Origin of the sequence: Bacillus cereus group sp. BceL062 (genome assembly GCF_051780025.1) — a bacterium.
Lineage (GTDB): Bacteria > Bacillota > Bacilli > Bacillales > Bacillaceae_G > Bacillus_A > Bacillus_A toyonensis.
This window is the reverse complement of sequence record NZ_JBPWGY010000003.1, coordinates 404950-431942: the sequence shown is the minus strand read 5'-3', so window position 1 is coordinate 431942 and position 26993 is coordinate 404950. Positions and strand designations below refer to the sequence as shown.

Here is a 26993-nt window from a genome sequence, read left to right as displayed (position 1 = left end):
CTGGGAGATTACAAGTGTTGAGTTTAGTAATGAAGATCTTAAGAAAACCGAAAATAGAAGATATCGTATGTAACATACAAAACAACGAAGAAGATAAAGAAGCATTTATCGTACAGTATCAGCCTTTTATTAGAAAATCAATCTCATCTGTCTGCCGCCGATATATTACAGAACAGGATGATGAATATAGCATTGGATTGTTTGCGTTTAACGAAGCAATTGAACAGTATTCATATACAAAAGGAAAATCCTTTTTAGCGTTTGCTGATCTTCTTATAAAAAGAGATGTAATTGACTATATACGTAAGGAGTCTAAACATAACTTTGTCTTTTTAAAAGAAGATGAGCAAGAGGAAATGTTAGAAATGCAAGTGTCGCTTACGGAGTATATGAAAGAGATGGAAAATAGTAACCGTAAGGAGGAAATTCTTCATTTTCAAAGTGTGCTAGCTGAGTTTAAAATCACATTCTCAGAGCTTGCTAAAGAATCTCCTAAGCATCGTGATACGCGTGAGCACTTAATAGAAATTGTGAAAATTATTATAAAAGAAGAGGAAATGATGGAAGAGCTGTTCCGAAAGAAAAAGTTACCGCTTAAACATATTGAACCGCGTGTTAGGGTGAGTCGTAAAACGTTGGAACGACATAGAAAATACATTATTGCAATGTGTATTATTTTTGCAAACAACTATACATATATTCTGGATTACATAAGAGGGGAAAAGCATGATGAATAAAGGAATTGTGATGGATATAAAAAAGCATAGCGTAGTTGTTTTAACACCAAATGGAGAGTTTATTACATGTAAAAGAAAAGGGGATTCTTGCATAATCGGGGAGGAAATCTCATTTGATGAGCAAGAACAAAAAGCATCGCATTTTTCGATCCCTTCCTTTTTAAAACCTGCATCAATACTTGTTGCTTGTTTTCTATTTGCAGTGCTGTTTTTCTACAACCAACCAGAAGAAAAAGTATTTGCTTACGTCTCAGTTGATATAAATCCAAGTTTAGAGGTGAGCGTAACGAAGGATTTCCGTGTTATAGATTTGCAGGCTTGTAATGATGATGGAAGGCGTATTTTAAAAGAATTGAAGCAATGGGAAAATAAACAATTGCAAGAAGTAGTACGTACTATTATACAGCAAAGCCAAGAGGATAAGTATTTAACGAATGATAAGCAAGTTATGCTAACAGCTGTTGCAAAGGACAAGGCGCTAGAACCACAGTTAGAAAAGGCAATGAAAGAATTGAAGAAAGAATATGAGTTAAAACATATTACAGTTGAATATCAAAGTAGCACGATGCAAGTACGAGAGAATGCTAGAAAAGCTGGAATTGGTACAGGTGTCTATATAAAGCAAGAGAATGAGAAAAACAAATCGCTTACTCCTCCTGCCACGCCGCCTAATCCGGTGGAAAATGAAGAAGAGGTGCAATCACAGCCGGAGTCATCTCCTGATGCATCAATGGATTTATCTCCTGTAGACGAAAAAAAATATGAAAAGCAAGAGCAGAAAGAACAAAAGAAAACAGAGGAACAGCCATCGAAGCAAATAAAAGAAAACAATGGAAGAGGATCACAGCAAGAAAATAGAGGGAATCAACAGGAGAATAACAGTAGAGAATCACAACAAGGAAATAATGGGAATCAGCAAGGGAACAACGGAAGAGGATCACAACAAGGGAATAATGGAAATGGGCAAGGGAACAACGGAAGAGGATCTCAACAGGGAAATAACGGAAACGAGCAAGGGAACAATGGAAGAGGGCCTCAACAAGGGAATAATGGAAATGGGCAAGGGAACAATGGAAGAGATCCTCAACAAGGAAATAATGGGAATCAGCAAGGGAACAACGGAAGAGGATCTCAACAGGGAAATAACGGAAACGAGCAAGGGAACAATGGAAGAGGATCCCAGAAAGAAAATGATGGAAACGAGCAAGGGAACAACGGTAGGGGGTCTCAACAAGAAAATAGAGGCCACCAGCAAGGGAATGAAAAGAAGAATCAATAGAATCTGGAAGTGAGAGATTCATTTCAAAGCTAAAAGGATGTATCTCGCTATTGTGGGCAGTAAAACTCCCATCTCAAAATTTGGCTTGGGAAAAGAAGTTAGGTGGGAGTTGAGCTGCTTGTAAATGCCCAATTGGTGAGGGCTGATTAAAGTTGCACTTTATTATTCTATAGTTCTATTAAGAAGGAGTATGTGAAAAATATAATGGAGAAAAACATTCAACAAGAGAAAGATAAAGAAAAACCTGTTTTTTATGATCCGAAAGGAAGGAGAAACATAGCCTTTATTTGGTTTCTATGTATCTCAATAGTTAGTGTAAGTGTTGTATTTTATTTTTTCTTTCAAAGTATTTTTTCAACACCAGAAATTCCAAATATGAATACCGCTGTACAACAAGATACTAAACTTGTACCAATTAATCAAAAACTTAGTGATCAGCAGTTAAAGAAGGAAGAATTTAAACTAAATACCGAAACGAAGGATAATAAAAATTTGGTGAATTCGCCGAAGGATAGTAAACAACCTAAAGAAGTGTATGGTTTTTATGTAAACTGGGATGAAAATAGTACCGCTTCTTTAAAAGAAAATATCGATTCATTAACTACGTTAGTACCAGAGTGGTATCATTTAAAAGCAGATTTAACGATTAGAAGTGAGATAAAACCTGAGATAGTAAAGTTGGCAGAAAAAAATCAAGTGAAGATTATGCCTTTGCTTACTAACTATACTGAGGAAGCTTCTGGTCCTGATAGTGGGCTAATTCATAAGTTACTGAATTCTTCAAACGATGTAAAGACAAAGTTTATTAATGATTTAGTAAGCCAAGTTAAAAAGAATCAGTTTTCAGGTATTAATATTGACTTTGAGGCTGTACCTGAAAGTGATAGAGAAAACTTAACAAATTTTATGAAAGAACTTACTACGGAATTTCATGAACATGATTTACTCGTTACACAAGATGTTCCAGCTAATGATAAGGCTTTTGATTATAGTGCGTTAGCAAAAATAATAGATCGAATGATTGTAATGATGTACGATGAGCACTATGGAGCTGGGGAACCAGGACCAATTGCTTCAAATAAATGGTTCCAACATACATTGAAAGAACTGAATATTCCGTCTAATAAGCTTGTAGTTGCTTTCGGTAACTATGGATATGATTGGGAAGTAAATAGTAAAGTAGCTGCGAAGTCTTTAACTTTCTCAGAAGTTATGGCAATGGCTCATGATTCAAATGTGAAAATACAATGGGATAAGATGAGTGGAAACCCATATTTTAGATATAAAACAGGAGAGAAAGAACATACTGCTTGGTTCTTAGACGGTGTTACTCTCTATAATCAAGTGAAAATCGCAATGGATAACAATGCAAAGGGGTTTGCATTATGGAGACTAGGAGCAGAAGATCCTACAATATGGAAAGTTTTAAAAAATCCTATTGAGGTACAAAAAAATCCTAATGTATTACATAAAATCAATAGTTTAGATGAAGTAAATTATTCTGGACAAGGTGAAATTTTACAGATTGAGAATGAAAGAAAAAATGGATTGAGAGATTTTAAAGTAGGCAAAGATGGTTATATTACTGATGAAGTATATCAATCCTTACCATCTGCATATGAAGTGCAACGATATGGAAAACCAAATGGAAAACAAGTAGTACTAACATTTGATGATGGACCAGACCCGAAATATACGCCAGAAATATTAGATATATTAAAAGAGAATAAAATAAATGCTGCTTTTTTTGTACTTGGTGAAAACGCGCAACTAAATACTAGTATTGTAAAAAGAATATACGATGAGGGGCATGAAATTGGCAATCATACTTTCAAGCATCCTAACATAGCTGATACGTCTTTATTACGAACGAAAGTAGAACTTAATACGACGCAACGTTTAATTCAGGAAGTAACTGGACATTCTACGGTTTTATTTAGACCACCATATGAAGCGGATGCTAACCCGGATTCATCAAATGAAATATTGCCTATTTTACGTGCACAAAATATGAACTATACAATGGTAGGGGAAAAAGTTGATCCCGAAGACTGGGCAACACCATCAACAAATGAATTAGTAAGACGTGCTCTTAATCCTATTTATAAGGGAGAGGGAAATATTATTCTTCTCCATGATGCGGGAGGGAATCGTACCCATACAGTAGAGGCGCTCCCGATCATTATTAAAGACCTAAAAAAGCATGGATATAGTTTTGTAACAATTTCAGATTTAATGAATAAAGAACGAGATGAAATTATGCCTCCTGTTTCTTCTGAGGGGAAGCAATATTTACTTTACAATAAAGCTGTCTTTTCAGGAGCTGGATATTTTAAGCATATATTAACTACTATTTTTTATATTGCTATTGGATTAGGGATTTTTCGATTTTTATTCTTAATTTATTTTGCATGGAAGCAGAAAAGAAAAATGTTATCTCGCTATATTAATTCGTCCTATCAACCTTTTGTTAGTGTTGTCATAGCAGCATATAATGAAGAAAAGGTGATAGCCAAGACGATTCACTCAATTTTGGATAGTAATTATAGAGAATTTGAAGTTATTGTTGTGGATGACGGATCGACAGATGGTACGTCAAAAGTAATGGAAGAAACATTTTATAAGCATTCTAAAGTTCGTTTAATTCAGAAAGAAAACGGCGGAAAATCATCGGCAATGAATTTAGGGTTTCAGCAATCACGAGGAGAAATCATTGTTACGTTAGATGCGGATACTATTATTGCACAAGATGCTATTTCTTTAATGATTAGACACTTTGAAGATCATAATGTAGCGGCAGTTTCAGGGAATGTTAAAGTTGGGAATAGACGGAATTTATTGACTACTTGGCAACATGTTGAGTATATTACAGGATTTAACTTAGAACGTAGAGCTTTTGATGAGTTAAATTGTATTACAGTTGTTCCTGGAGCGATTGGAGCATGGCGTAAAAAGAATGTAGTTGAATCTGGTTATTTAAGCGAAGACACATTGGCAGAAGATACGGATCTTACTATTACATTTTTACGTCAAGGACATAGAATTGTATATGAAGAAAAAGCATATGCTTTTACGGAGTCACCTGAAGATGTGAAAAGTCTCATTAAACAACGATATCGTTGGTCATACGGTACACTCCAATGTCTTTGGAAACATCGAAAAGCGCTGTTTCATTCCAAACATAAAGCATTAGGATTTATTGCATTGCCCAATATGTGGTTATTCCAATATGTTCTGCAATTTATTGCACCTTTAGCAGATATATTAATGATTATGGGGCTTTTTGGTAGCAATCCGCTAAAAGTATTAGGATTTTATCTTGTATTCTTTGTCATAGATCTTCTCGCTTCACTATTTGCATTTAAATTAGAGAAAGAGAATCCAAAACCATTAGCATGGTTAATTTTACAACGCTTTATTTATCGTCAATTTATGACGTATGTTGCCATTAAATCTATATTCTCATCGATTCGAGGAGTAGCAGTAGGGTGGAATAAACTAAAGAGAATGGGGAGTGTTAAACATTCCACGGAACATAAGGAGGCATCATAAGAGAGCAGATTATCTGCTCTCTTTTTCATTGATTTTAGCTAGTTGAATATAGAGTAGTAACATAAAACCTTCTGCTTCCATAACGAAATTTCTATTCATTACTGATAGTGAAACGTTATGTTAAGGCACTCCTTTGTTTTCGGGGTAAGGTTTTTTTATATTTTTTTAAAATGACGGACACAAAAACGTATATGCTTTCGAATTATATATATGGATATCATTAATATTTATATAAAAGGGGAGAAAGAAACATGAAAGAAAAAAAAGAAATGTATGTAGAAATCGCTGAAGTATTAAAGGTATTGGCACATCCTGTCCGTTTATCCTTAGTAAAAATAATGCTTGCAAAAGGCGCTACGAATGTAACAACAATGTATGGGAATTTACAAATGCCCCAAAGTACAATTAGTCAACATTTATCCAAACTAAAGGCTGCTAAAATCGTAACAGGTACTCGAAAAGGATTAGAAATTTATTATGAGGTAACGGACAATCGTACAAAAGCGATATTAGCATGTTTAGTTTAAATAATGACTTCTATTTCAAAATAAAAAACGCTATTCTTTTCTATGATTTTACAGAGAGAATAGCGTTTTTTACTTTTAAGGAGTATCTTTTTATTAGCTTGATGGTGATAGGGTATTATCTCTAAAATACAAAAATATTGATTTCGCTTTTATTCTTTCTCAGGAGTTTGAGCTCAAAAGGCCGACTATCACTTTGTTCCAATGAACTGGACAGTGGAAGAACTTATATTTTTGAATAGAGGGTATTCTATGTTTTTGATATATTAATAGCTGGGGAACAGAAATAAGGGGGGGGATATAGAAATGGAATTATTTGATTACTATAAGCGAAAAGGAAAGATGAAACTGTTAATTGGAACGGGTATTTTTATTCTTGCTTTATGCGCTGTATATGAAGATTGGGGACATATTAATTGGGGGCAGTTTATCTTTTTTGTTATCGCTGCTTCTATCTTTTTTGGAATCGGATTTTGGCAGTTAAGAAAAGGAAAGTTGATACAAAAGAATATGATAAAAAGTAATGCAACATTTTGGGATGTTGATACTTTAGTTGTATTAGAATTACCTAAACGAAACAAGCAATTTGGTTTATATCATCCTGATGGTAAGTATATAGCAGGAACAAAGATGGTTTCATCAAATATTCTTTTTTCAGTAATACCTTTTTTACATAATAAAGATGTTTATGGATTAGAAACGAGTAGCGGGGAAATTCTAGCTTATTTTCATACTGAAGTGGACGGATATGATTGGGTAATTTATGACTCGAATTATAACCAAATTGGTATGTTTAAAGAAAAAATGATACAAGGATTTACTATGATACGTGGTACTTTGATGACAGATAAAGCCACAAAATTGTCAGATGTAGAAGTTGAGTTTGATTTTATTCAAAGTACTCTCCGTACAATAGATGGACGTACATTAGCAATTGGTAAGCAGGGATATATGCCTATAGAATGGAGTGAAAGGTTTATGGGCTTAAATGTACCTACTATTACCTTAGGTTCTAATGCGTCTAATAATGAAAAAATTCTTGGTTTAGGGGTGCTTCTTTATAGCTTACGTACAATTGAGATTAGAAAAAGTAGAGCGAGCGTTTAATGAGGCGGAAGTAGTGTTTATATGCGAAACTTTATAGAAATCTCATTTTTCTAATTGTATCTTTTTAGATTGATGGATGTGGGGTCACGTCCATCAATCTAAGAAAACAAGTTAGCTAAAAAATGATGAAAATAAACTTTATAAAAATAAAAAATATGAACGTAGAGGATTAAACAAAGTATATAGTGCTTTTTTAGTCATGTAATCTTTTAATCTGATGATCTTTTCCCCATTCAAACAGATTATTCATTATTTGCATTAAAGATTTTCCGTATTCACTTAGTGTGTACTCAACCTTTGGTGGTACTTCTTGATATACGGTACGATAGATAATCCCGTCAGCTTCAAGTTGCCGAAGTTGTTGTGTAAGAACCTTTTGTGTAATGTTTGGGATTTCTCGTTTAATTTCATTTGTTCGCATTTTTCCATCCGACAAAATACATAAAATATGAACTTTCCATTTTCCACCGATTACATCGAGTGTTGTTGCAATTGGACAATTATCATTTTGATTCATATAACACCTCCAAAGGTACTTCAAGGTTCCTATAGTACCTGAAAGTACGTACTTTTCAATTATATGTAACTCATTCATACTAATACGTAAAGGATTGATTAATTTATAAAGGGGCTGGAAAATGATGAGAACACTTGTAATTGTAGCACACCCTCATATTGAAAAATCAAAAATTAATAAAAGATGGATAGAAGAACTTGAGAAACATTCAGATGAAATTACGGTGCATGAATTATATAAGGTGGCACCGGATTGGGAGTTTAATATTGAAGAAGAGCAAAAGTTATTAGTAGAGCATGACAGATATATATTTCAATTTCCGCTTTACTGGTACAGCACACCACCATTATTAAAAAAGTGGTTCGATGATGTATTAACATATGGATTTGCATACGGATCACAAGGAGATAAAGTGAAGGGGAAAGAATTTGGTGTAGCTATTTCTATAGGTGGATTAGAAAAAGACTATGAAAATAGTGGGATTACAATGGATGAGTTGACGAAACCATTCCAAGCTACATGCTTATATACAGGTATGGAATTTATACCTTCTTTTTATTTATATGGTGCAGAATATAAACTAAGTGATGAAGAGATTGATAAAAGTGCACCTGAGTATGTGCAATATGTGATGAACAAGAAGTATTCTAATATATAATGAAAAATAGCCATTTACTTGTGAAGTAAATGGCTATTTTATATTCTTCTTATATTCACTAAGTGTAATCTTTAGTAAATTAATAGTTAATCTGGTAAAATAAAAAACCTAACATATATAAAGGGGAGTTTTACTTGAGAACGATGCGACAATTATTACAAAAGAGAGCAATGCAGTCACCAAATTTGGAAGCGCTTGTAGGGGGGAAGAATAGATATTCGTTTCAGCAATATAATGAACGAGTAAATCAGCTTGCACAATATTTGTTACATAAGGGTGTGCAAAGAGGAGATCGTATAGGAATACTATGCAAAAATAATCACCCATTTCCAAGCGTTATGATGGCAAGTTTAAAAATTGGAGCGGTATTTATTCCGCTAAATCATCAGCTTACTGTTTATGAATTAGAAACGATTGTAAAAGAAGCGAAATTAAAAGTGTTAGTTATTGATGAAGAGTTTAGTGAAGTATTATTAAAGGTTGATGCTGTTAAAGAAATCCCTTATGTAATTCAAACGACAAAAGAAGGCTTTGGTTCATTTGAATTAGAGTTGCAAAAACAGCCAACGACAGAACTGAACGTAGAAGTTCATGAAGAAGACGATGCCATTTACTTATTTACTTCAGGAACGACTGGACAGGCGAAAGCATGTGTAATTGGACATAAAAACTTACATCATTATTTTGCTGAAATTGCGGGACAAAGAGAAATCCCAGCAGGTGAACGCTTTTTATCTGTGCATCCATTGTTCCATATGAGTGGCGTGCTTTCTATTTTAAATTGTATTTATCATGGCGTTACAATGATTTTCTTAGCTGATTCGAACCCTACTCTTATTTGGGATAAGATTGAAGAAGAGAAAATTACTACGATGCTTGCGTTCCCAGCTGTTTATAGTTACATGCTTGATGAATTAAATAAAAAAGAACGTAATATTTCAACCTTTAAAGTAGCACAAAGCGGTGGTACAAAAGTGCCAGAAACACTCATTCAAAAATATATGGAAAAAGGAATATATATGGTGCAAGGCTATGGTAGTACAGAAGGTTGGGTTGTAACCTCATGGCATCCAATGATGGGAAAAGAAAAGATGTCTTCTGTAGGAAAAACCTTGAAAAATGTAGAGGTGAAAATTGTTCATCCGGAAACAGGACATGAACTAACAACAAATGAAGTTGGAGAGATTCATGTGAAAAGTCCATACATGTTTAAAGGGTATTGGAATAATGAAAAGGCGACAAAGAAGGTAGTAAAAGATAACTGGTTTAACATGGGTGATGCTGGCATGATAGATGACGATGGATTCCTGCATATTATGGGAAGATATAAAGACGTGATTATACGCGGTGGTGACAATGTATATCCAGATCAAGTAGAAGATGTTATTCATGAAATACATGGTGTTTTAGAAGTTGCAGTAGTTGGAGTTCTAGATGACTTTTGGGGAGAGGTTCCAAGAGCTTTCATTGTGAAGGATAGCGAAACAATATTAACAGAAGAAAGTATTACTCAGTATTGTAAGCAGAAATTAGCCAGTTACAAAATACCAGAAGTGGTATTCATAGATGAGTTACCGAAAAACGCTTTAGGAAAAGTGTTGAAGAGGGAATTACGAGATGTAGTTCTTGTGAAATAGAAAATTATGAAACGATGGAGAACCCAGTTATGTATAAAGCATGACTGGGTTTTTGTTAATGTTTCTGTTAGTGGAGAGTATAAACGTTTTTGTTTTTTTGATGCAATTTTTTAGCTTGGTAACGCTCGAACGATATTCGGTTATTAGGCAATTTAAACCTCGCTACCTCCACTTGAAATTGTTATAATTAAAATGTTTTTAATATTTCAATAATTAGGGAGCTAGAGAATGAAAATTGCGATAGTCTGTTTCGATAACTTTACTGATATAGATGTTTTTTTACCATGGGATTTATTAAATCGTGTACGTTTAGTTGGCGGTATTTCTGATTGGACTGTCCAGCTATTAGGAACGGAAAAAACTCATATATCCATGTCTGGCTTACGTATCCCCATGACAGGAAGCATATCTGATATACCTTCCGCTGACGCAGTAATATTTGCAAGTGGCAAGGGGGTCCAAGGTTTATATCAAAATCAAGAATATCTTAATAGCATTCATGTAGATCTTCAAAGACAATTAATAGGCTCTATGTGCTCTGGTTCACTACTACTAGGAGCTAAAAAATTGTTAACTGGCAAAAAAGCAACTACATATCCATCTGTAGTAGAACAACTTAAAGAATTTGATGTAGACGTTATTGAACAAAGCTTCGTAAATGAAGGGAATATCTCGACTGCCGCAGGTTGTTTTGCTGCTCAAGATCTCTCAGCTTGGATTATAAGAACCTTGATTAATGAAGAAATGGTTGACACTGTGCTTGAAACTGTTCAGCCAGTGGGCAAAGGTTTATATTTTAAATAATCAAGTTAGAAATAGATAATCTGACTTGATTATTTAAAATGACGTTTTTGTATAATTTCTTCTTTAGTGAATCCAAGTAATTCTCCTAAGGAGGGCGACCGTCACATCGTTATCAAGCCAAGGATTTGGAATTACCTCAAAATGAAAAATTTCCCCTTGTACAGTTAATTATAGAATTCGACTTATTTTTTTCGTATTGGGGAACTACCGATTTCTTAAGTTGATGGGCATAAGGTTTGTTACTAGATTTTGTATTTCGTGTAAGATAACAAAGAATATTCAATCAATTACTGGAGGAAGAGATGTAAATGAAGCTGCCGCTATTACAAGTAGAGACAGAGAAACTTATGATCCGTCCATTTCAAAAAGATGATTACGAAAGTTGGTTAGATGGATTTAATAAGAGACTGCCATCGCAGTATAAATATGATGATGGCTATCAAGTTATGGCATCATCAACAAAAGAATGGTTCACGGAATGGATAAGGGGTTTTGATGAAGCAGTGCATCGAGATGAGATGTATGTATTAGGTATTTTTCGTAAAGAAGATGGGGCTAATATTGGAAAGCTAGAGCTAATAAAAATTTTACGTATGGACTATCAATGGGCAATGATGGGCTACTCTATTCATAATCAATATTGGAGAAATGGATATGGTGTTGAAAGTGTGAAAGCTGCCTTATCGTTATTTTTTAATGGCCTTGATTTTCATAGAATCGAATTACATATACGTGTTGAGAATGAGCTATCAGTGCGTCTTGCGGAAAGAGCAGGTTTTTCATTTGAATGCAAGAGAGAGGCGTTTTCATTAGAGAATGGTAAGTGGATGGATTTTCTTATTTATTTTAAAAATAAGGAGATGAGTATATGAGAGTGGTTATTACGGATAGAAATTGTAGATTGGAGGTGCAGTGGTGAAGTACGATCTTACAGTCATCAAAAACTTATTTGGCCCTTCTAAAAAAATATTAAATGGCTTACCAAAGGCAGTAACGATTGAAGAAATAGAAGAAGATGTTTTGTATAACGTACAAACATATAAAGAAAAGATAAGTAGATTTGAAGAGGTTTGTTTTAATTGGGAGTTAAAAAGAGCAAGTATTGTATTAAACAAAAGGTTTCGTAGTTATAACTCAAGTGTGAAAGTGTTACTTGATGCCGGTTTTTCTTTGTATGCCGCAAAGATAGAAGTATGTAGAGAATTGAACAATGTAGAAGAGCTTGAAAGACAATATACATATCGATCAATAGCAGAAGGAACGTTATCGGAAAAAGAATTTAAATATATTTGGGAACAATGTATATCGGGTTCAGGGAATCAAACTTCAATTTTAACTATCGATGAACATTTTTATTCAGTGCAAACAGAGTTAGGTAAGGGTTGGGAAAAGTCATGTATTGTTTTTTATGATAAAACTGAGCCAATTGGTATGTCCATACCGCATATAGAAACTGGATCAGAAAGTGAAGGACGATTATTTTACTTTGGAGTAATGCCTTATTATCGTGGGAAAGGAATTGCTTCTCATATGCATTTTCAATCGTTGCATATGTTAAAGGAAATGGGGGCTACTTATTACATCGGAAGTACACATACTTCAAATGAAAAGATGCAGAGGATATTTTGGAGAAATTATTGTTCGGTGAAAACGGAGACAGAGCTTTATTATAAAATTTTTAAAGTAGATTAGGAGAAAAGAAAATGAAGACTATAAACGTATTTCATTACGACGCATTTACGAATAAACCAAATAAGGGAAATCCAGCAGGTATTGTATTAGAAGCAGATGGATTAACGGAAGAGGAAATGCAAATTATTGCTGAAAAAGTTGGATATAACGAAACAACTTTTGTTCTTTCCTCAGAAGTAGGAGATATAAGAATGCGCTATTTTACACCTGGTTTTGAAATGGATTTATGTGGTCATGGGACAGTAGGGACGATATATGCCTTGTGCGAAAAAGGTTTATTAGAAGAGAAAAGTAACCTTACGATTGAAACGAAGGCAGGGATTTTACCAATACAAATAGGTGTAAATGAAAATGGAGAAACCTTTATTAAAATGAGGCAGACAGCACCTCAGTTTAAAGATTTTGCAGGTTCAAAAGAAGAATTAGCTCATAGTATTGGTTTAGAAGTAAATGATTTAGATGAAAGTTTACCGATTGTATATGGAAGTACGGGGAATTGGACTGTAATTGTACCGATTAAAAATCTAGATGCGTGTGAGAGAATGAAACCTAGTAATGATACATTTCCATCAGTATTAAGAGAAATACCTAATGCTTCTATTCATCCAATTTGTCTAGAAACTTATGATGAACTAGCACAAATGCACGGCCGTCATTTTTCATCAGCTTATGCTGGGACGATTGAAGATCCAGTGACAGGAACAGCTTCAGGTGTAATGGGAGCGTATTATGCGGAGTATTTAGAGAAAGATTTTGAACATGAATTGGACTTAATCGTTGAGCAAGGACAGGAAATAAATAAAGATGGTCGTGTAACTGTTTATGTAACGAAAGGGATAGAAAACGAAAAGTTACAAATAGATATTGCTGGAACAGCGGTGTATGTGAAAGAGTTTGAAGTTTTAATATAAAAAAGAAAGCCCGGCATACATCCGGACTTTCATTATCTGTTCAACACTTCAATATACGAAGCATCTCCGGTTGTTCTTAAAGCAGAGCGAAAATTGTTATTTTCTAGCGTTTTAGCGACTTGTTGTAATTGCTGTGCATCATCATGATGGATAAGTAAGCTGTCAGCACCGCTTTCTTCTATATGAATATGTTCGACGTTTCCAATGGCATCATGTACAGCTTTTAAAAATTCAGGTTTCATGGTGTCCTCCTATATGTATGTAACGTTTTTATTTAGTATTTCCTCATTTTTGAAATATAAAAGTAAATGAAAGGAGAAATAAAATGAATATAAAGCAGTTTAACGAACATATAACATCACTATTTGGAGAGCATCTTCATAAATACGGCGATGATGAATATGGTTTTACTCATATAAGTAAAGATGAATTTCACAAAATCGGTTACACAACAAATTTAACGTTAGAAACTATTGAAGAAGCGTATAGAAATGGAGTCGATATGATAGTTACACATCATGCGCCGTGGAGTTTTTTATTTGGTATGGAAGAGGCTTGTATTGAGAAATTGAAGCAATATGAAATGAATCATTTTTGGGTTCATTTGCCGTTAGATTTTGTAAAGTTTGGCACGTGTACATCGTTATTTAACGGAATTGGGATAGATACAATACTGGAATATTCCACGTATGAGGAAGAAGAACTACCGGGAATAGGAGAATATAAAGAAGCGATTCCTTTTTCAAACTTAGTTGGAAAACTTGAAGAAAAAATGGAAGAGAAAGTGAAGAGCTGGAGAAATCACGATAAACCAGTAAAACGGATTGCGATTTTAACCGGTGCAGGAAACAATACAAATTTGATTGAACGTGCATTAGAAAAAGGGTGTGACACGTACATAACAGGTGAAAAAACATTATATACAGTTCAACATGCGAAATTTAAAGGGATTAATTTAATTGTAGGCAGTCATACGTTTACAGAAGTGTTTGGTGTAGAAAGTTTGGCTCATAAATTACAAGACATAGACCCTGCAATAGAAATTATTAGAGTATATGAAGAGCATTTAGAGTGATAAAATCACGTTATCATAAATGGGATATTGAAGAAAGCCATTGTAATAAAATAAAATTGTTGTTTGTTATATTAGGATGGTTGGGAGGATTTTCCTTGCGTTTGTCAAATAATAGTAAAGTTGTCTTTTGAATTAAGGGAATCTTCCGAATTAAAGGGTGAGAGAATGGACATTTCAATAATCACTGCACAACTAGTTAAGGAAAAAGTTATTTCACATTATCCAAATAGCGTAAAAGCATTAAACGGGGGAACGGCAAGTACTATATATTTGTTAGATGAACAATACGTTGTAAAGTTGAATGAATCGGATGTCATACGTGAAGAAGCTTATTTTCTTCAGTTTTATAAAAAGGACGAATTATTTCCAAAGCTTTTATATAAGGAACCTTTAAATCGCTATATTGTTTACTCATTCCTTGAGGGCACAACTTCTTGCAAACTAGGCTATAAACGGAGTGTTCTTTGTAAACTTGTAAAAGAAGTTATCAATGAGTATGAAGTAGCTACAGAGGTTGATGGCTGGGGATGGAAAGAAAATCCGGTTCAATCTTGGAGTGAATTTTTAACGACAAATGTGATGGAAGCTCATGAAAATGTAAGGCGTTACATAAGTGAAGAAGAGTATAGAACGGTTCTTAAGTTAGCGAATAGGGACGCTGGAATAAATCAGCCGTTTTTATTGCATGGTGATCTTGGATTTCATAACTTTATATTTAAAGAGAATGAGCTGCACGGTGTAATTGATCCTTTACCAGTGTTAGGAGATCCTATATATGATTTAATTTATGCGTTTTGTTCAACTCCGGAAAATTTAACAAAAGAAACAATCGATTATGCGATGAAACAATGTGTATTTCATAAAAAAGACCGTGATTTATATGAAGAAATAGTCATAGGCTTATATTTACGTATAGATACGTGTTTACGGCACCACCCGAAAGATTTAGAAGATTATTTAGAAGCTTGGCGTTATTGGATGGGTGAGGTTGAGGTGACTTTATAGTACAAATATTTTTGGGGAGATAGTGAGATGAATGTTGCAGAAGCGAAAAAGGATTTAGCAATCAAAACGAAGAGAGGCTTACCGATTATATTAGCCGGCGTTTTATTTTGGATAGTTATGAGTATAACGGGATTTGTTCTTTCTGAAAAACAAGTGGTGTGGGTATATTTAATCGGTATGGGCTGTGTGTTTCCTTTCGGCTTAATGATAGCTGCTATATTGAAAATTGATATGTTTGCGAAAGGAAATCCGTTAGGGGTTTTGGCAGGCTTAATTGGTGGGATAAATGTATTGAATATTCCACTTGTATTACTTGCCTATTTTCAATTTCCAGAATGGTTACCTTTTGTAGTAGCGATGTTAATAGGTGTTCATTTTATTCCGTACGTATGGATTTATGAAAGTAAAAGTTATGGTTTATTGTCAGTAGGGATTGTATTTGTAACGTCAGTTTGCGGGATTCTTTTTGCAGAAAAAGGATTTACTGTAATTCCGTTATCGGTTACAGTTGTCTATTTACTTACTTTTATAAGTTTATTAATTGAAAATAAAAAAGCAGATCATTATCAACAAAAATCAGCTTAATAAAAATATAGGGATAGGGGAAATTATTATGAAAAATTTCGTTTGTACAACGTGTGGCGTGCAGTATGCAGCGAGTGTAGAAGAACCGGTGAGCTGTCATATTTGTGATGAAGAGAGGCAATATGTGAATCCCAAAGGACAATCTTGGACGACACTAGAAAGCTTACAAATTGGTGATACATATAAAAATGAAATAATCGAAGAGGAAGGTGGACTTTATAGCATTACAACAAAACCAGGATTTGCAATCGGCCAAACGGCATTTGTAGTGAAAACAGAGTCATATCGTTTACTGTGGGACTGTATTACGTATTTAGATGAAACGACAATTACGAAAATAAAAGAGCTTGGCGGATTAGATGCGATTGCATTGTCTCATCCTCATTATTATTCAACGCAAGTAGAATGGGCAGAGACATTTGATGTACCAATTTATATACATGAAGATGATAAAGAGTGGGTGATGCGTTCGAGTAGTCGTATTATTTATTGGTCTGGTGAGTCTTTACAATTAGCTGATGGATTAGTCATTCATCGTTTAGGGGGACATTTTAAAGGTGGATCTGTCTTACATTGGGAAGAAGGTAATGACGGAAAAGGGATTTTGTTAACAGGTGATATTATTCAAGTTGTAGCAGATGAGCGGTGGGTGAGTTTCATGTACAGCTATCCAAACTTAATTCCATTACCAGCGAGAAAAGTGGAAGAAATGGTGAATCGAGTGAAGCCATTACAGTTTAATCGTTTATATAACGCTTTTCATCGAGTAGTAAAAGAAAATGCAAATGAAGCAGTTGAACGTTCTGCTGACAGATATATAAAAGCAATAGAAGGAAAGTTATTTCATACGTAAAAGGAGAGTAGCTTAATGAAAACGTTAGTATGTTTTGGAGATAGTATTACAGCTGATGATGTATTTTTTGATGGGATACCTAGATTAACGCCAAGGTTACAAGTAATGTTTCCAGATTGGAAAGTAGTGAATGCAGGTGTTCCAGGTGATAATACATTCAATGCGTTAAATAGAATTGAAGAAGATGTAATATCATATAAACCAGATTTCGTAACAGTTTTTCTTGGTACGAATGATGCAGTTTCTTTTTCTCAAGTGTCATTACAAGTATATAAAAAAAACTTAGAGAAGATTGTGAACCAAGTTTCATCAGATAAAGTACTACTGATTAGTCCTGCACCAGTTGATGAAGAAAGACAGCATAATAGAACAAATAGAGTGCTTAGTCAGTATGCAGACGTGGTGGAGGAAGTGGCGAGAGAAACAGGAAGTTATTTTCTAAACGTATTCGCTGAAATGATTCAAGAACAGGATTATAAAAGATTTGTAGAAAATGATGAAAAAGACGGACTACACTTTGGGCCAGAAGGTTATGAGTATGTAGCGAAGTTAATTGGTGAAAAGTTAAAAGGGATTTTATAAGGAGCAAAGCACTTAGTGCTTTGCTTTTTCGTATTTCTTTCGTAGTCCATAAACTTATTGATTGCTGTAATTTGGACGGATATTTTGCATTTTTATCCCGCATTAACTGCCCGTAAACGCCCGATTGGTGAGGGCTAATAATCAGTGGGGGATGAACAAAAAAACCACTGATTAAAGTTTCACTTTATGTACGTAAAAGGCTAGTGCTGTTTTAAAGTAATATAAATTTATTTTTAAAAATTTATATTTCGTAGTTGAAAATTAATAAAGGTGTAACTATAATAGTTACAGTAAATGCGTTGTTTTGAAATGTACACATTGAATTACAAGAATGAAGGGAGTTTTTATGTAAATCAAAAAGTTATAAAAATCTTTTAATTTTTATAATAAGATAAAATATTTTTCGAGTCATACACATTATTAAATATGTTATTTCTAATAGAAAACTAGAGGTGGAAAAATGAAGGATTTTAAAGGTATGTTAATATCATCACTTGCAATTACAACTTTTGCTGGGATAGGTACGACATTTGTAACAAATACAGTATATGCTGCTAATAACGATTCTAGTAAAATACAAGTTCGTTCTAATAAGAGTATAAATACAACAACTGGCTCGAGATTGCCTGTACTATCAGTCAATCCTTATGATGAACCTAGATTTTCGAGACAGGGATATCTTGAAGAGGCACCTTTAGGAATTAATGCTCCTTATGCTTGGGGAATTAAAGGAGGAAATGGTCAGGGAGCAACTTTTGTAGATTTGGAAGAAGGCTGGTTATTAAATCATGAAGATTTAGTCGGTCAAAATATTGAATTTATGTCTGGAAAAATGAGTAATGATCTTTCTCACGGTACTTCAGTTCTAGGTGTTGTTTCTGCAGCTGACAATGGGATTGGGAACATTGGGATTGCACCAAAAGCAAAGGCAAAAGTAATTTCAGTAATCCGAGATAATGGGAGAATTGATGTAAGAGATGCTATTTTAAGTGCCGTAGATTCTTTACAGGCTGGAGATGTTTTATTAATAGAAGAGTCCTTTAAATATGATGGATATGGAGATGACCCTTTACCAGTAGAAGTATACCCGAGTATATTTAATGCAATTCGCAAAGGTACAGATAAAGGCATTATTATTGTAGAAGCAGCTGGTAATGGTGGGATTGATTTAGATGAATTTAAAGACCGTAATGGTAAACAGATTTTAAATCGAAATAGTCAAGACTTTAAAGATTCAGGAGCTATTATAGTTGGAGCATCTACTGCGAGAGTTCCTCATAAACGTTTAGCTTTCTCTAACTATGGTAGTAGAATTGATGTATATGGTTGGGGAGAGTATGTTGATACATTAGATACATATCAAAATCAAAATAATGAAGGACAAAAAGTTACAGATCTGAACATAATTAATCGTTATACTTCTAATTTTCGTGGTACTTCTAGCGCTTCGCCTATAATTGCTGGGGCTGCTGTATCGATTCAAGGGATTGCTAAAGAACATTTGGGTAAGGCATATACACCAAAAGAATTGAGAGCAATTTTAAGTAATCCTAATACAGGCACAAAGTCTAATAACCCATCATCTGATAAAATAGGGGTTTTACCAGATTTAAAAGCGATTTTGTCTAACCTTGGATTTCATAGTGATTTGACTACCAATGATCCTATGGTATTTCCAGATAACGTAGAAAAAAATGAAGGAAAAGAAAATTCAACCTTCGTATTTCCAGGTGAAGAAACAAAAAGAGCAGGTGATAAAAATTCAACTGTAACCTTCCCAGAAGAAGATTTAAAACAGGAGGAAAAAGAAGAGGGATTAATTGTTTTTCCTGATTAATAAAAAAATACTACCTTCCATTTGGAGGTAGTATTTTTTATTTCTTGTCATTAACAAGCAGGCATGAAATTTGTATTTGTTTATCTTTCATAATGAATTTAACTAAAAAAATCGAATATTTGACTGTTAATTTACTTTTTTGTCTCAATCAATTACATGAATCAATCTAGAAATGCTTGCTGCAATGCTCTCAGTCCATCACTGTAAATGCCATGAAACAGATTAATTGCCTCTTCATCACTAACTTCAACAGGAGTGAACGTACCAGACCACTCTACTAACGATGTGTTACTTTCAGTACCTTCTTTAACCTGGATTGTAGATAAATAATTAGTGACTGGGAACGGTGCATTCATGATTGAATACGTGTAGTAGCGCTCTTTATCATTGAATACTTCTAATCGTTCTATAATTGTATCGCCATCTGGATTAGCTAGATGACGTACACGACCGCCTTCAGTTAATTTACTGCTAGGTATATAAGGTAACCAGTCTGGAAGGGAGTTGAAACCTCCGATTAATTGCCATACTTGTTCAGGTGAAGCAAAAATTTCCATAGATGTAGTAGTATGTGCCATATTCATTACGCTCCTTTTCATCCCGGTATTTACGGGTAAATAATCAGTGGGGGATGCTCCCACTGATTAAAGTTATATTATTATTTTACGTTGATTGGTAGTGGTGCATTAGGTGCTACTAATTTTTGTTCGCGCATTTCTTCCCAGAATGCTGCTGGAATTACTGTGTTTAAGGCATTTTGGTCTTCTACAATGCGTTCTGGTTTACTTGCACCAGGAACAACAGCAGCAACTGCTGGATTGGCTAGTGAAAATTGTAGTGCAGCAGCTTTGATGCTGATTTCGTGACGATCTGCAAGAGCTTTGATTTTCTCAACTTTTGCAATAATTTCTGGCGATGCTTTTTGATATTCGAAGTGAGCGCCACCAGCAAGAATACCTGAGCTATATGGGCCACCAACAACAATATCCATATTATGCTTTACAGCTGCAGGCATTACTCGTTGCAATGCACGTTCGTGGTCTAATAATGAATAGCGACCAGCTAGTAAGGATATATTTGGTTTCGCTTCTTCTAAATCAAGCATAAGTTCAATTGATTCTACTTTGTTTACTCCAAGCCCCCAGCCCTTAATAACTCCTTCTTCACGTAAACGTGTTAGCGCACGGAATGCTCCTGTTCGAGCTGTTTCAAATTGTGAAATCCACTCATCACCATAAAAGTCTTGTGCTAAATCATGAATGAAAACAAAGTCTAGACGATCTGTTTTTAAACGTTTCAAACTTTGCTCGATAGAACGAAGTGTTGCATCTGCGCTATAGTCATTGATCATTTTATTTTTGCGACCAAATTCGAAAAGTCCGCCTTTTTCACCTAAATCACGTGCAGATGGATCTTCTAGTTCATCTGAAATCGTTCGACCTACTTTGGTGCTTAAAAAGTAATCATCACGATTTCTTTTTGACAGTGCTTCACCAAGACGGATTTCCGCTAATCCAGATCCATAAAGTGGAGCTGTATCAAAGTAACGAACGCCATTCTCCCAAGCAGCATCCACTGTAGCGATTGCTTCTTCCTCTGGGATATTACGGTACATATTTCCTAGTGGTGCTGTACCAAACCCGATTTTTTCTTTTAGTAATTTACTCATTATAGATATCCTCCTAAAATGTATTTGAAAATTATTTATTCATTGTGAATGGATGTGAAAATGAAAACATGTCATTTCATCGTCTGACAAAATGTATGATAAAAATACTCACTTTAAAGTACAGGTACTAACAGGTAATTTCTAACACTGCATGACTCACTCAACTCTTACAAATGCTATTATGAAATGTATTTTACATAATGAAAAGTACGTACTTTAAAGTGATATAGATACTAAAAAGTAATACAGGTACTTTTTGGTGCCGTACTACTCATCTGCTGTTTACGTATGCTATTATGAAACATGTTTAACACAATAAAAAGTACGTACTTTAAGGTGCTATAGATACTTAAAAGTAATATTTAAATATTTTAGCTTATTTGTCTTATAAAATTATTAAAGGAGATTTTTATATGAAAACATACAATATTCCTGTAGAGGCAACTTTAGAGGTTATCGGTGGAAAGTGGAAAGTAGTTATCCTTTGTCATTTAAAGAAAGACAAAAAGAGAACGTGCGAATTAAAACAATTAATGTCTGGTATTACACAAAAGATGTTAACGCAACAATTACGTGAATTAGAAGAAGATGGTGTAATCGAGAGAAAAGTGTATAACCAAGTGCCACCAAAAGTAGAATACTCTTTAACTGATTACGGTCATTCTTTAGATTCTATACTCGATACTCTTTGTAACTGGGGAGAAAATCATCTTGAAAAGAATGGTAACACGTCTATGCTTATAACCGCAGCTGAATAAAGAAAGAAAAAACGAACGAGAATACGTTCGTTTTTTCTTTTTGTATAGAGGGAGATTTTTAAGCAGCATAATTACTTTTTTGTAATATAGGTACTTTTTTGTGCTGTAGGAACTAAAATGTGCCGTATAGAAAATTATTTATTTTTACGTAACAATAGATAAGGAATTTATAAAAAAGGAGAGGAGATCGCGTGAAACAATATAATATACCTATAGAAGCAACTTTAGAAATTATCGGTGGGAAGTGGAAGGTCGTCATTTTATGTCACTTAACGAAAGGGTAACTAACTGTTACGATTTATTTAACCAATTATAACGAAAGTTAATTAAATATTTCAGTAAGCCCTGCTAGTCAAGTGATTGGCTAGTAGTGAGGGTTAACTGCGGGCAATCCCTAAAGCTGATTGAACTACAACGTGGCTAGAAATAGCGAGCGTGAATGTTGCGAAAGCAGAAAAAATCAATCAGATCGTGCAAGGTTAAATCCTAAACACTAGAACAATGGGTCTTCCGCCTCGAATCATCTAAGTCAAAATTGATAGGATGAACGTTCAACGACTATCTCGTATAACTGACGAGAGTACATCACAAGCCTATGGTGATGGAAAAATCCTCTATCTCTAAAGAGATAAACATATAGTCTGCGCTCATGTGAAAACATGAGAAGTTCATAAGAGAACTGGCTAAGGAATTGCGCCCTTAGTTGAACGAGATAAATTTAATTAAATCTATCAAACCTCATTGAATATATCGAACGTATGTGCTATGTTAGGTTCAATGAGGTAAGAATAATAATGAAATTTTTACGAGTTAGTCAAGTATCAGAATTAACAGGTTTGCATCCGATTAGTCTTACGAGAATGCTGGTGGAACACGCTACTATTCAGAGGAATCCATCTTTCATTATCTAAAAGGTGAGTGTCCGAATAATCGCACAGTAAAGGAGTAGGCTTCTGATGATATTGGCGAAGAAAGTTAGACTAATTCCAACGCCTGAACAAGAACAAGTGCTTAGAAATCATGCTGGTGCTGCAAGATTCGCTTATAACTATTGTAAAAGAATGAGTGATAGGTATTATAAGCTATTTGGAAAATCTGTTTCACAGTTAGCTTTACAGAAACGATTTACAAAGATCAAGAAGCGAAAGAGATATGAGTGGTTAAATGACATCAACGCACAAGTTCCTAAACAGGCTTCAAAAGATTTTGATAAGGCGAGAAAAAATTCGTTCAAAAAGTACAAAAATGGTTCTCACACTTCTTATAAATCCAAAAAAGATTTGATTCAAGGATTTTATGCCAATTATGAAAGACTGATTATAGGAAAGAAAGTAGTTCATATTCAGTCTATTGGAAAAGTAAAAACAAGCCAACAACTACCAAGAAACAAAAAACCATCCAATCCAAGAGTTACCTTTGATGGTCGTCACTGGTGGATTAGTGTAGGATTCCAAGAAGACTTTGAATCACAAGAACTAACCGATGAGTCGATTGGTGTGGATGTGGGTTTAAAAGAGCTATTTGTAGCTTCTAATGGTACGAAAGAACGAAATATAAACAAAGATGCCAAGGTTAAAAAGCTTTTGAAAAGGAAAAAATCAGCACAAAGAGATATGTCTAGGAGATTTAAAAAAGGTGTGAAAATTCAATCTGCCGGATATGAAAAAGCGAAAGCTGAGCACCTGCGGTTATCTAGGAAAATTACGAATATCCGAAATAACCATATCCATCAAGCAACAGCTAAATTGGTGAAAAACAAACCAATGAGGATTGTTGTGGAAGACTTACCTATCTCAAACCTGTTAAAAAACAAAAAACTATCGAAAGCATTTTTATTTCAAAAATTAAACTTCTTCTTTCAATGTTTATCATACAAGTGCGAGAAGTATGGCATTGAGTATATAAAAGCTGATAAATGGTTCGCATCAAGCAAGATTTGCTCATGTTGCGGCATGAAATACGACCATTCAGTTCAACCAGAAGGACAGTGGAGTTTAAAAATACGTGAGTGGCGTTGTGCTTCATGCAATAGCCATCACGATAGGGATGTAAATGCTGCGATAAATTTATCAAGATGGGTAAAATAAATACTTGATAATAGGAGGTAACGATACTGCCTCGTGTGGAGTGTTATACCTCTCGTCCCTTTGGGGCTGCGAGAACACGATGAAGCACTAACTTGTGTAAATTTGATTGAATTGTATAGATTTAGTTAAGTTTATCGTATCGGACGAAGCGAACGAGTGAGTTGCAACGTCTAATTCCTGAAATTTCTGTGAGAATGTTAACGCAGCAACTACGTGAGCTGGAAGAAGATGGTGTGATTACACGTGAAATTTACAAAGAAATTCCCCCTCGAGTGGAATACTCCCTAACCGATTATGGGTGGTCTTTACAAAATGTATTAAATCAATTAACCGCATGGGGAGAACGATGCATAGATAGAAAAAACACAGAAGTTAAGTGAAATCTCTATATGTAATATTGAAAACACCACCTAATGACGAGGTGGTGTTTTTCATTTTAAAACTTCAGAAAATTTTTATGATGAAAAGTAAAATTTTTGAGGACCTGTTTCAGTCATGGGTACTTAAAAGTGCCTACATCACTTTAAAGTACGTACTATGCTTCATAATATAACCGTTTTATAATGACACTCGTAGCAAGAAGTCATAACGATTTTAAGCTATGTTCAAAAAGACTTATTAACTAGTAAAGTTTTTTGTTCAATTTTTTAGTAGGAGATGTTTTTATGGTTGAAGAACTTTTTTATAAAAAAATACTTAAAAATCTGTTTTCAGATTCAGTTCAAATTACACTTTGGAATGGAGAAACAATACAATATGGCGAAGGGGAACCTCAATTTCATATAACATTCCATAAGCCGCTCCCAAAAAAAGAAATTGCTAAGGATCCTTCTATTGCATTCGGTGAAGCATATATGAATGGGGACCTTGAAATAGAGGGGAATCTTGAAAAAGCAATTCAATCTATTTATAAAAGGCAGGATAGCTTTTTAGGTGATAGTAAGTTGCAATATTTCAAAAGTAAATGGAATTTCTCAAAACAAAAAAATAAAGAAGATATTGCTCACCATTATGATATTGGGAACGATTTCTATAAATTATGGCTTGATGAGACAATGACATATTCTTGTGCGTATTTCCAAAATGAACAAGATTCTTTAACGACAGCTCAACATAATAAAGTGAATCATATTTTGAAAAAGTTGAACCTTCAAAAAGGTTATACGCTATTAGACATCGGTTGCGGGTGGGGTGAGCTCATTACAGCTGCCGCTAAGCAGTACGGTGTGAAAGCGATGGGAGTAACATTAAGTGAGGAACAATTTGCAAAGACTTCCGAGCGAATTAAACAAGAGGGACTTACGGATTTAGTTGAAGTATCTTTACTTGATTACCGCGATATTAAGAATCGTAAATTTGATAAAATTGTTAGTGTAGGTATGATCGAACATGTAGGAAAAGACAACATTTCGCAATACTTTGAAACAGTTAACAAACTACTAAATGATGGCGGGATTTCTCTGCTGCATTGTATTACTTCTCCGGCTAATGGTGGTGCTACGAATGGTTGGATTGAAAAATATATATTCCCTGGTGGGTATGTTCCTGCTGTTAACGAATTAATCACGAACATGACAAACGAACAATTTTTCATTGTTGATGTGGAAAGCTTACGTAGACATTACGGGAATACATTACAACGTTGGGCTCAAAATTTTGAAAACGTACTAGAGGAAGTTCGCAAAACGAAAGATGAGCGATTTATCCGCATGTGGCGTTTATATTTAAATGCATGTGCAGCTTCATTCTTTACAGGTAATATTGATTTACATCAATTTGTATTTACAAAAGGGATTAATGATACAATTCCGATGACACGTTCTTATATATATGAATAAGAGCATGTAACCAAGGAGCTCTCTAGTCATCGAGTGTAAATAAAATGATGATAGGACATAAGTCTATAACTTAAAGTCGAGATGGGGATCAGAAAATGATTTCTATCTCGACTTTTTAATATATAATTTTAAAGTCAAAACTATATACTTTTAAAAATAAAAATATATAATAAATGTAGAAATGAAAATTTATGAGCAAGGAAGTTGAAGAACATGACATTAACAATGGGCTTTATTGGATTTGGAAAATCAGCTAACCGTTATCACCTACCTTATCTGAAGACACGTAAAAATATAAAAGTAAAAACGATTTTTGTGCGTCAAATAAATGAAGAATTAGCGGCTCCATATGAGGAAAAAGGTGTTTACTTCACTACTGATTTGGACGAATTGCTGAATGACAAAGAAATTCAAGTAGTGACGATTTGTACGCCAGCACATACGCATTATGAATTAGCAAAAAAAGTTATACTAGCCGGAAAATCAGTTATCGTTGAAAAACCATTTTGCGATACAGTAGAACATGCGAAAGAATTATTAGTTTTAGGACGAGAGAAAGGTGTAGTCGTTATGCCTTATCAAAACCGTCGTTTTGATGGTGATTTTTTAGCTGTAAAGCAAGTAGTTGAACAAGGATTCCTTGGTGATATTATTGAGATTGAATCACATATTGATTATTTCCGTCCTGGTTCAATCACTCATGAAGCTCCAAAAGAAGAAGGTTCATTTTACAGTTTAGGTATTCATACGATGGACCGCATGATTTCACTATTCGGCCGTCCAAATACAGTGACATACGATATTCGTAATAATGAAGTGGAAGGTGCGGTTGATAACTATTTCGATGTTGGTCTACATTATGGAAATCAGTTGAAGATTAAGCTGAAAACAAACCATGTCGTAGCAAAAGATTATCCACGCTTTATCGTTCATGGAACAAATGGCTCATTTATTAAATACGGTGAAGATCAGCAGGAAAATGATTTGAAAGCGGGTATTATGCCTGAGAGTGCAGGATTTGGTGAAGATTCGCCGATGTATTATGGAATTGCTAAGTATCGTAATGCAAATGGTGACTGGATTGAAAAACAAATTAAAACGCCGCTTGGTGATTACGGTCGTTTCTATGATGCAGCTTATGACACAATTGTAAATGGTGCACCAAAACTTGTGAAAGATGAAGAAGCGGTAACGAATATTGAAATCTTAGAAAATGGATTTGCTGCCCCATCACCTTCAGTTTACAAACTTGAGGCTTTACATTTGAATGAATAGAAGAGAGTTTG

25 protein-coding genes and 2 pseudogenes are annotated in these 26993 nt (G+C 34.4%); 23 read left to right on the top strand and 4 right to left on the bottom strand.

Going from position 1 to position 26993, the window contains the following annotated elements; all coding sequences use genetic code 11:
• Window positions 1–14 precede the first annotated feature (14 nt).
• The 5 genes from sigI to ACS2MN_RS10460 all read left to right on the top strand — a co-directional run bounded on the left by sigI (window position 15) and on the right by ACS2MN_RS10460 (window position 7199).
• Window positions 15–737: an RNA polymerase sigma factor SigI gene (gene sigI / locus ACS2MN_RS10480; RefSeq protein WP_002082432.1), complete on the top strand. Its 723-nt coding sequence runs from the start codon at window positions 15–17 to the stop codon at window positions 735–737.
• Window positions 727–2016 carry an anti-sigma factor domain-containing protein gene (locus ACS2MN_RS10475; protein ID WP_087948715.1) on the top strand — a complete coding sequence of 430 codons (1290 nt, stop codon included), beginning with the start codon at window positions 727–729 and terminating at the stop codon, window positions 2014–2016. Before sigI ends, ACS2MN_RS10475 begins: the two co-directional genes overlap by 11 nt.
• A 204-nt stretch (window positions 2017–2220) precedes the next feature.
• Window positions 2221–5568: a glycosyltransferase gene (locus tag ACS2MN_RS10470; protein ID WP_438894694.1), complete on the top strand. Its 3348-nt coding sequence runs from the start codon at window positions 2221–2223 to the stop codon at window positions 5566–5568.
• Between the two features lie 251 nt (window positions 5569–5819).
• The gene (locus ACS2MN_RS10465) at window positions 5820–6095 is read left to right on the top strand and encodes an ArsR/SmtB family transcription factor (protein ID WP_346994479.1); all 276 of its coding nucleotides are present in this window, start codon (window positions 5820–5822) and stop codon (window positions 6093–6095) included.
• 303 nt (window positions 6096–6398) lie between these two features.
• Window positions 6399–7199 (top strand): hypothetical protein, encoded by an 801-nt coding sequence (locus tag ACS2MN_RS10460; protein ID WP_000418471.1) that lies wholly within the window; start codon window positions 6399–6401, stop codon window positions 7197–7199.
• A gap of 193 nt (window positions 7200–7392) precedes the next feature.
• On the opposite strand, the gene ACS2MN_RS10455 is transcribed toward ACS2MN_RS10460, so the two are convergent.
• Window positions 7393–7716: a winged helix-turn-helix transcriptional regulator gene (locus ACS2MN_RS10455; protein WP_001072982.1), complete on the bottom strand. Its 324-nt coding sequence runs from the start codon at window positions 7714–7716 to the stop codon at window positions 7393–7395.
• Between the two features lie 124 nt (window positions 7717–7840).
• Between ACS2MN_RS10455 and ACS2MN_RS10450 the strand changes: the two genes are divergently transcribed.
• The 6 genes from ACS2MN_RS10450 (at window position 7841) to ACS2MN_RS10425 (ending at window position 13418) form a co-directional block, all read left to right on the top strand.
• A complete protein-coding gene (locus ACS2MN_RS10450) occupies window positions 7841–8374 on the top strand; it encodes an NAD(P)H-dependent oxidoreductase (RefSeq protein WP_016123075.1) in 534 nt (177 codons plus the stop codon).
• A 134-nt stretch (window positions 8375–8508) separates the two neighbouring features.
• Window positions 8509–10011, top strand: a complete 1503-nt coding sequence (locus ACS2MN_RS10445; RefSeq protein ID WP_001259996.1) for a class I adenylate-forming enzyme family protein — start codon at window positions 8509–8511, stop codon at window positions 10009–10011.
• A 228-nt stretch (window positions 10012–10239) separates the two neighbouring features.
• On the top strand, window positions 10240–10815 hold the full coding sequence (locus ACS2MN_RS10440) for a DJ-1/PfpI family protein (RefSeq protein ID WP_000684450.1): 576 nt from the start codon (window positions 10240–10242) through the stop codon (window positions 10813–10815).
• 308 nt (window positions 10816–11123) lie between these two features.
• A complete protein-coding gene (locus ACS2MN_RS10435; RefSeq protein ID WP_200203179.1) occupies window positions 11124–11687 on the top strand; it encodes a GNAT family N-acetyltransferase in 564 nt (187 codons plus the stop codon).
• Window positions 11688–11730: 43 nt separating this feature from the next.
• A complete protein-coding gene (locus ACS2MN_RS10430; protein WP_346994480.1) occupies window positions 11731–12507 on the top strand; it encodes a GNAT family N-acetyltransferase in 777 nt (258 codons plus the stop codon).
• A gap of 11 nt (window positions 12508–12518) precedes the next feature.
• Window positions 12519–13418, top strand: a complete 900-nt coding sequence (locus ACS2MN_RS10425) for a PhzF family phenazine biosynthesis isomerase (RefSeq protein WP_000849319.1) — start codon at window positions 12519–12521, stop codon at window positions 13416–13418.
• 32 nt (window positions 13419–13450) lie between these two features.
• Here the strand turns inward: ACS2MN_RS10425 and ACS2MN_RS10420 are convergent, their stop codons facing one another.
• Window positions 13451–13660: a hypothetical protein gene (locus tag ACS2MN_RS10420; RefSeq protein WP_000801653.1), complete on the bottom strand. Its 210-nt coding sequence runs from the start codon at window positions 13658–13660 to the stop codon at window positions 13451–13453.
• Window positions 13661–13743: 83 nt separating this feature from the next.
• Here ACS2MN_RS10420 and ACS2MN_RS10415 point away from each other — a divergent pair, with 83 nt between their 5' ends.
• The 6 genes from ACS2MN_RS10415 (at window position 13744) to ACS2MN_RS10390 (ending at window position 19355) form a co-directional block, all read left to right on the top strand.
• Window positions 13744–14493, top strand: a complete 750-nt coding sequence (locus tag ACS2MN_RS10415; protein WP_001022440.1) for a Nif3-like dinuclear metal center hexameric protein — start codon at window positions 13744–13746, stop codon at window positions 14491–14493.
• Between the two features lie 165 nt (window positions 14494–14658).
• The gene (locus tag ACS2MN_RS10410) at window positions 14659–15498 is read left to right on the top strand and encodes a phosphotransferase (RefSeq protein WP_000355246.1); all 840 of its coding nucleotides are present in this window, start codon (window positions 14659–14661) and stop codon (window positions 15496–15498) included.
• A 27-nt stretch (window positions 15499–15525) separates the two neighbouring features.
• Window positions 15526–16083: a DUF7010 family protein gene (locus ACS2MN_RS10405; protein ID WP_001099745.1), complete on the top strand. Its 558-nt coding sequence runs from the start codon at window positions 15526–15528 to the stop codon at window positions 16081–16083.
• Between the two features lie 28 nt (window positions 16084–16111).
• Window positions 16112–16936: a hypothetical protein gene (locus ACS2MN_RS10400; RefSeq protein ID WP_346994481.1), complete on the top strand. Its 825-nt coding sequence runs from the start codon at window positions 16112–16114 to the stop codon at window positions 16934–16936.
• Window positions 16937–16951: 15 nt separating this feature from the next.
• The gene (locus ACS2MN_RS10395; protein WP_088055351.1) at window positions 16952–17518 is read left to right on the top strand and encodes an SGNH/GDSL hydrolase family protein; all 567 of its coding nucleotides are present in this window, start codon (window positions 16952–16954) and stop codon (window positions 17516–17518) included.
• Between the two features lie 460 nt (window positions 17519–17978).
• Window positions 17979–19355 carry a S8 family peptidase gene (locus tag ACS2MN_RS10390; protein WP_088055350.1) on the top strand — a complete coding sequence of 459 codons (1377 nt, stop codon included), beginning with the start codon at window positions 17979–17981 and terminating at the stop codon, window positions 19353–19355.
• A gap of 161 nt (window positions 19356–19516) precedes the next feature.
• On the opposite strand, the gene ACS2MN_RS10385 is transcribed toward ACS2MN_RS10390, so the two are convergent.
• A complete protein-coding gene (locus ACS2MN_RS10385; RefSeq protein ID WP_000951511.1) occupies window positions 19517–19933 on the bottom strand; it encodes an SRPBCC family protein in 417 nt (138 codons plus the stop codon).
• Window positions 19934–20013: 80 nt separating this feature from the next.
• On the bottom strand, window positions 20014–21024 hold the full coding sequence (locus ACS2MN_RS10380) for an aldo/keto reductase (protein WP_006924216.1): 1011 nt from the start codon (window positions 21022–21024) through the stop codon (window positions 20014–20016).
• Window positions 21025–21437: 413 nt separating this feature from the next.
• Here ACS2MN_RS10380 and ACS2MN_RS10375 point away from each other — a divergent pair, with 413 nt between their 5' ends.
• The 6 genes and pseudogenes from ACS2MN_RS10375 to ACS2MN_RS10350 all read left to right on the top strand — a co-directional run bounded on the left by ACS2MN_RS10375 (window position 21438) and on the right by ACS2MN_RS10350 (window position 26982).
• Window positions 21438–21782: a winged helix-turn-helix transcriptional regulator gene (locus tag ACS2MN_RS10375; protein ID WP_000860820.1), complete on the top strand. Its 345-nt coding sequence runs from the start codon at window positions 21438–21440 to the stop codon at window positions 21780–21782.
• A gap of 191 nt (window positions 21783–21973) precedes the next feature.
• Window positions 21974–22063: pseudogene (locus tag ACS2MN_RS10370) on the top strand (winged helix-turn-helix transcriptional regulator); the annotation flags it as partial.
• Window positions 22064–22738: 675 nt separating this feature from the next.
• Entirely contained in the window at window positions 22739–23869 is a 1131-nt protein-coding gene (locus ACS2MN_RS10365; RefSeq protein WP_103591423.1) for an RNA-guided endonuclease InsQ/TnpB family protein, read from the top strand.
• 131 nt (window positions 23870–24000) lie between these two features.
• Window positions 24001–24249 (top strand): annotated as a pseudogene (locus ACS2MN_RS10360) (winged helix-turn-helix transcriptional regulator); the annotation flags it as partial.
• A gap of 285 nt (window positions 24250–24534) precedes the next feature.
• On the top strand, window positions 24535–25707 hold the full coding sequence (locus ACS2MN_RS10355; protein WP_346994482.1) for a cyclopropane-fatty-acyl-phospholipid synthase: 1173 nt from the start codon (window positions 24535–24537) through the stop codon (window positions 25705–25707).
• A gap of 213 nt (window positions 25708–25920) precedes the next feature.
• Window positions 25921–26982 carry an oxidoreductase gene (locus ACS2MN_RS10350; RefSeq protein ID WP_000176597.1) on the top strand — a complete coding sequence of 354 codons (1062 nt, stop codon included), beginning with the start codon at window positions 25921–25923 and terminating at the stop codon, window positions 26980–26982.
• Window positions 26983–26993 lie beyond the last annotated feature (11 nt).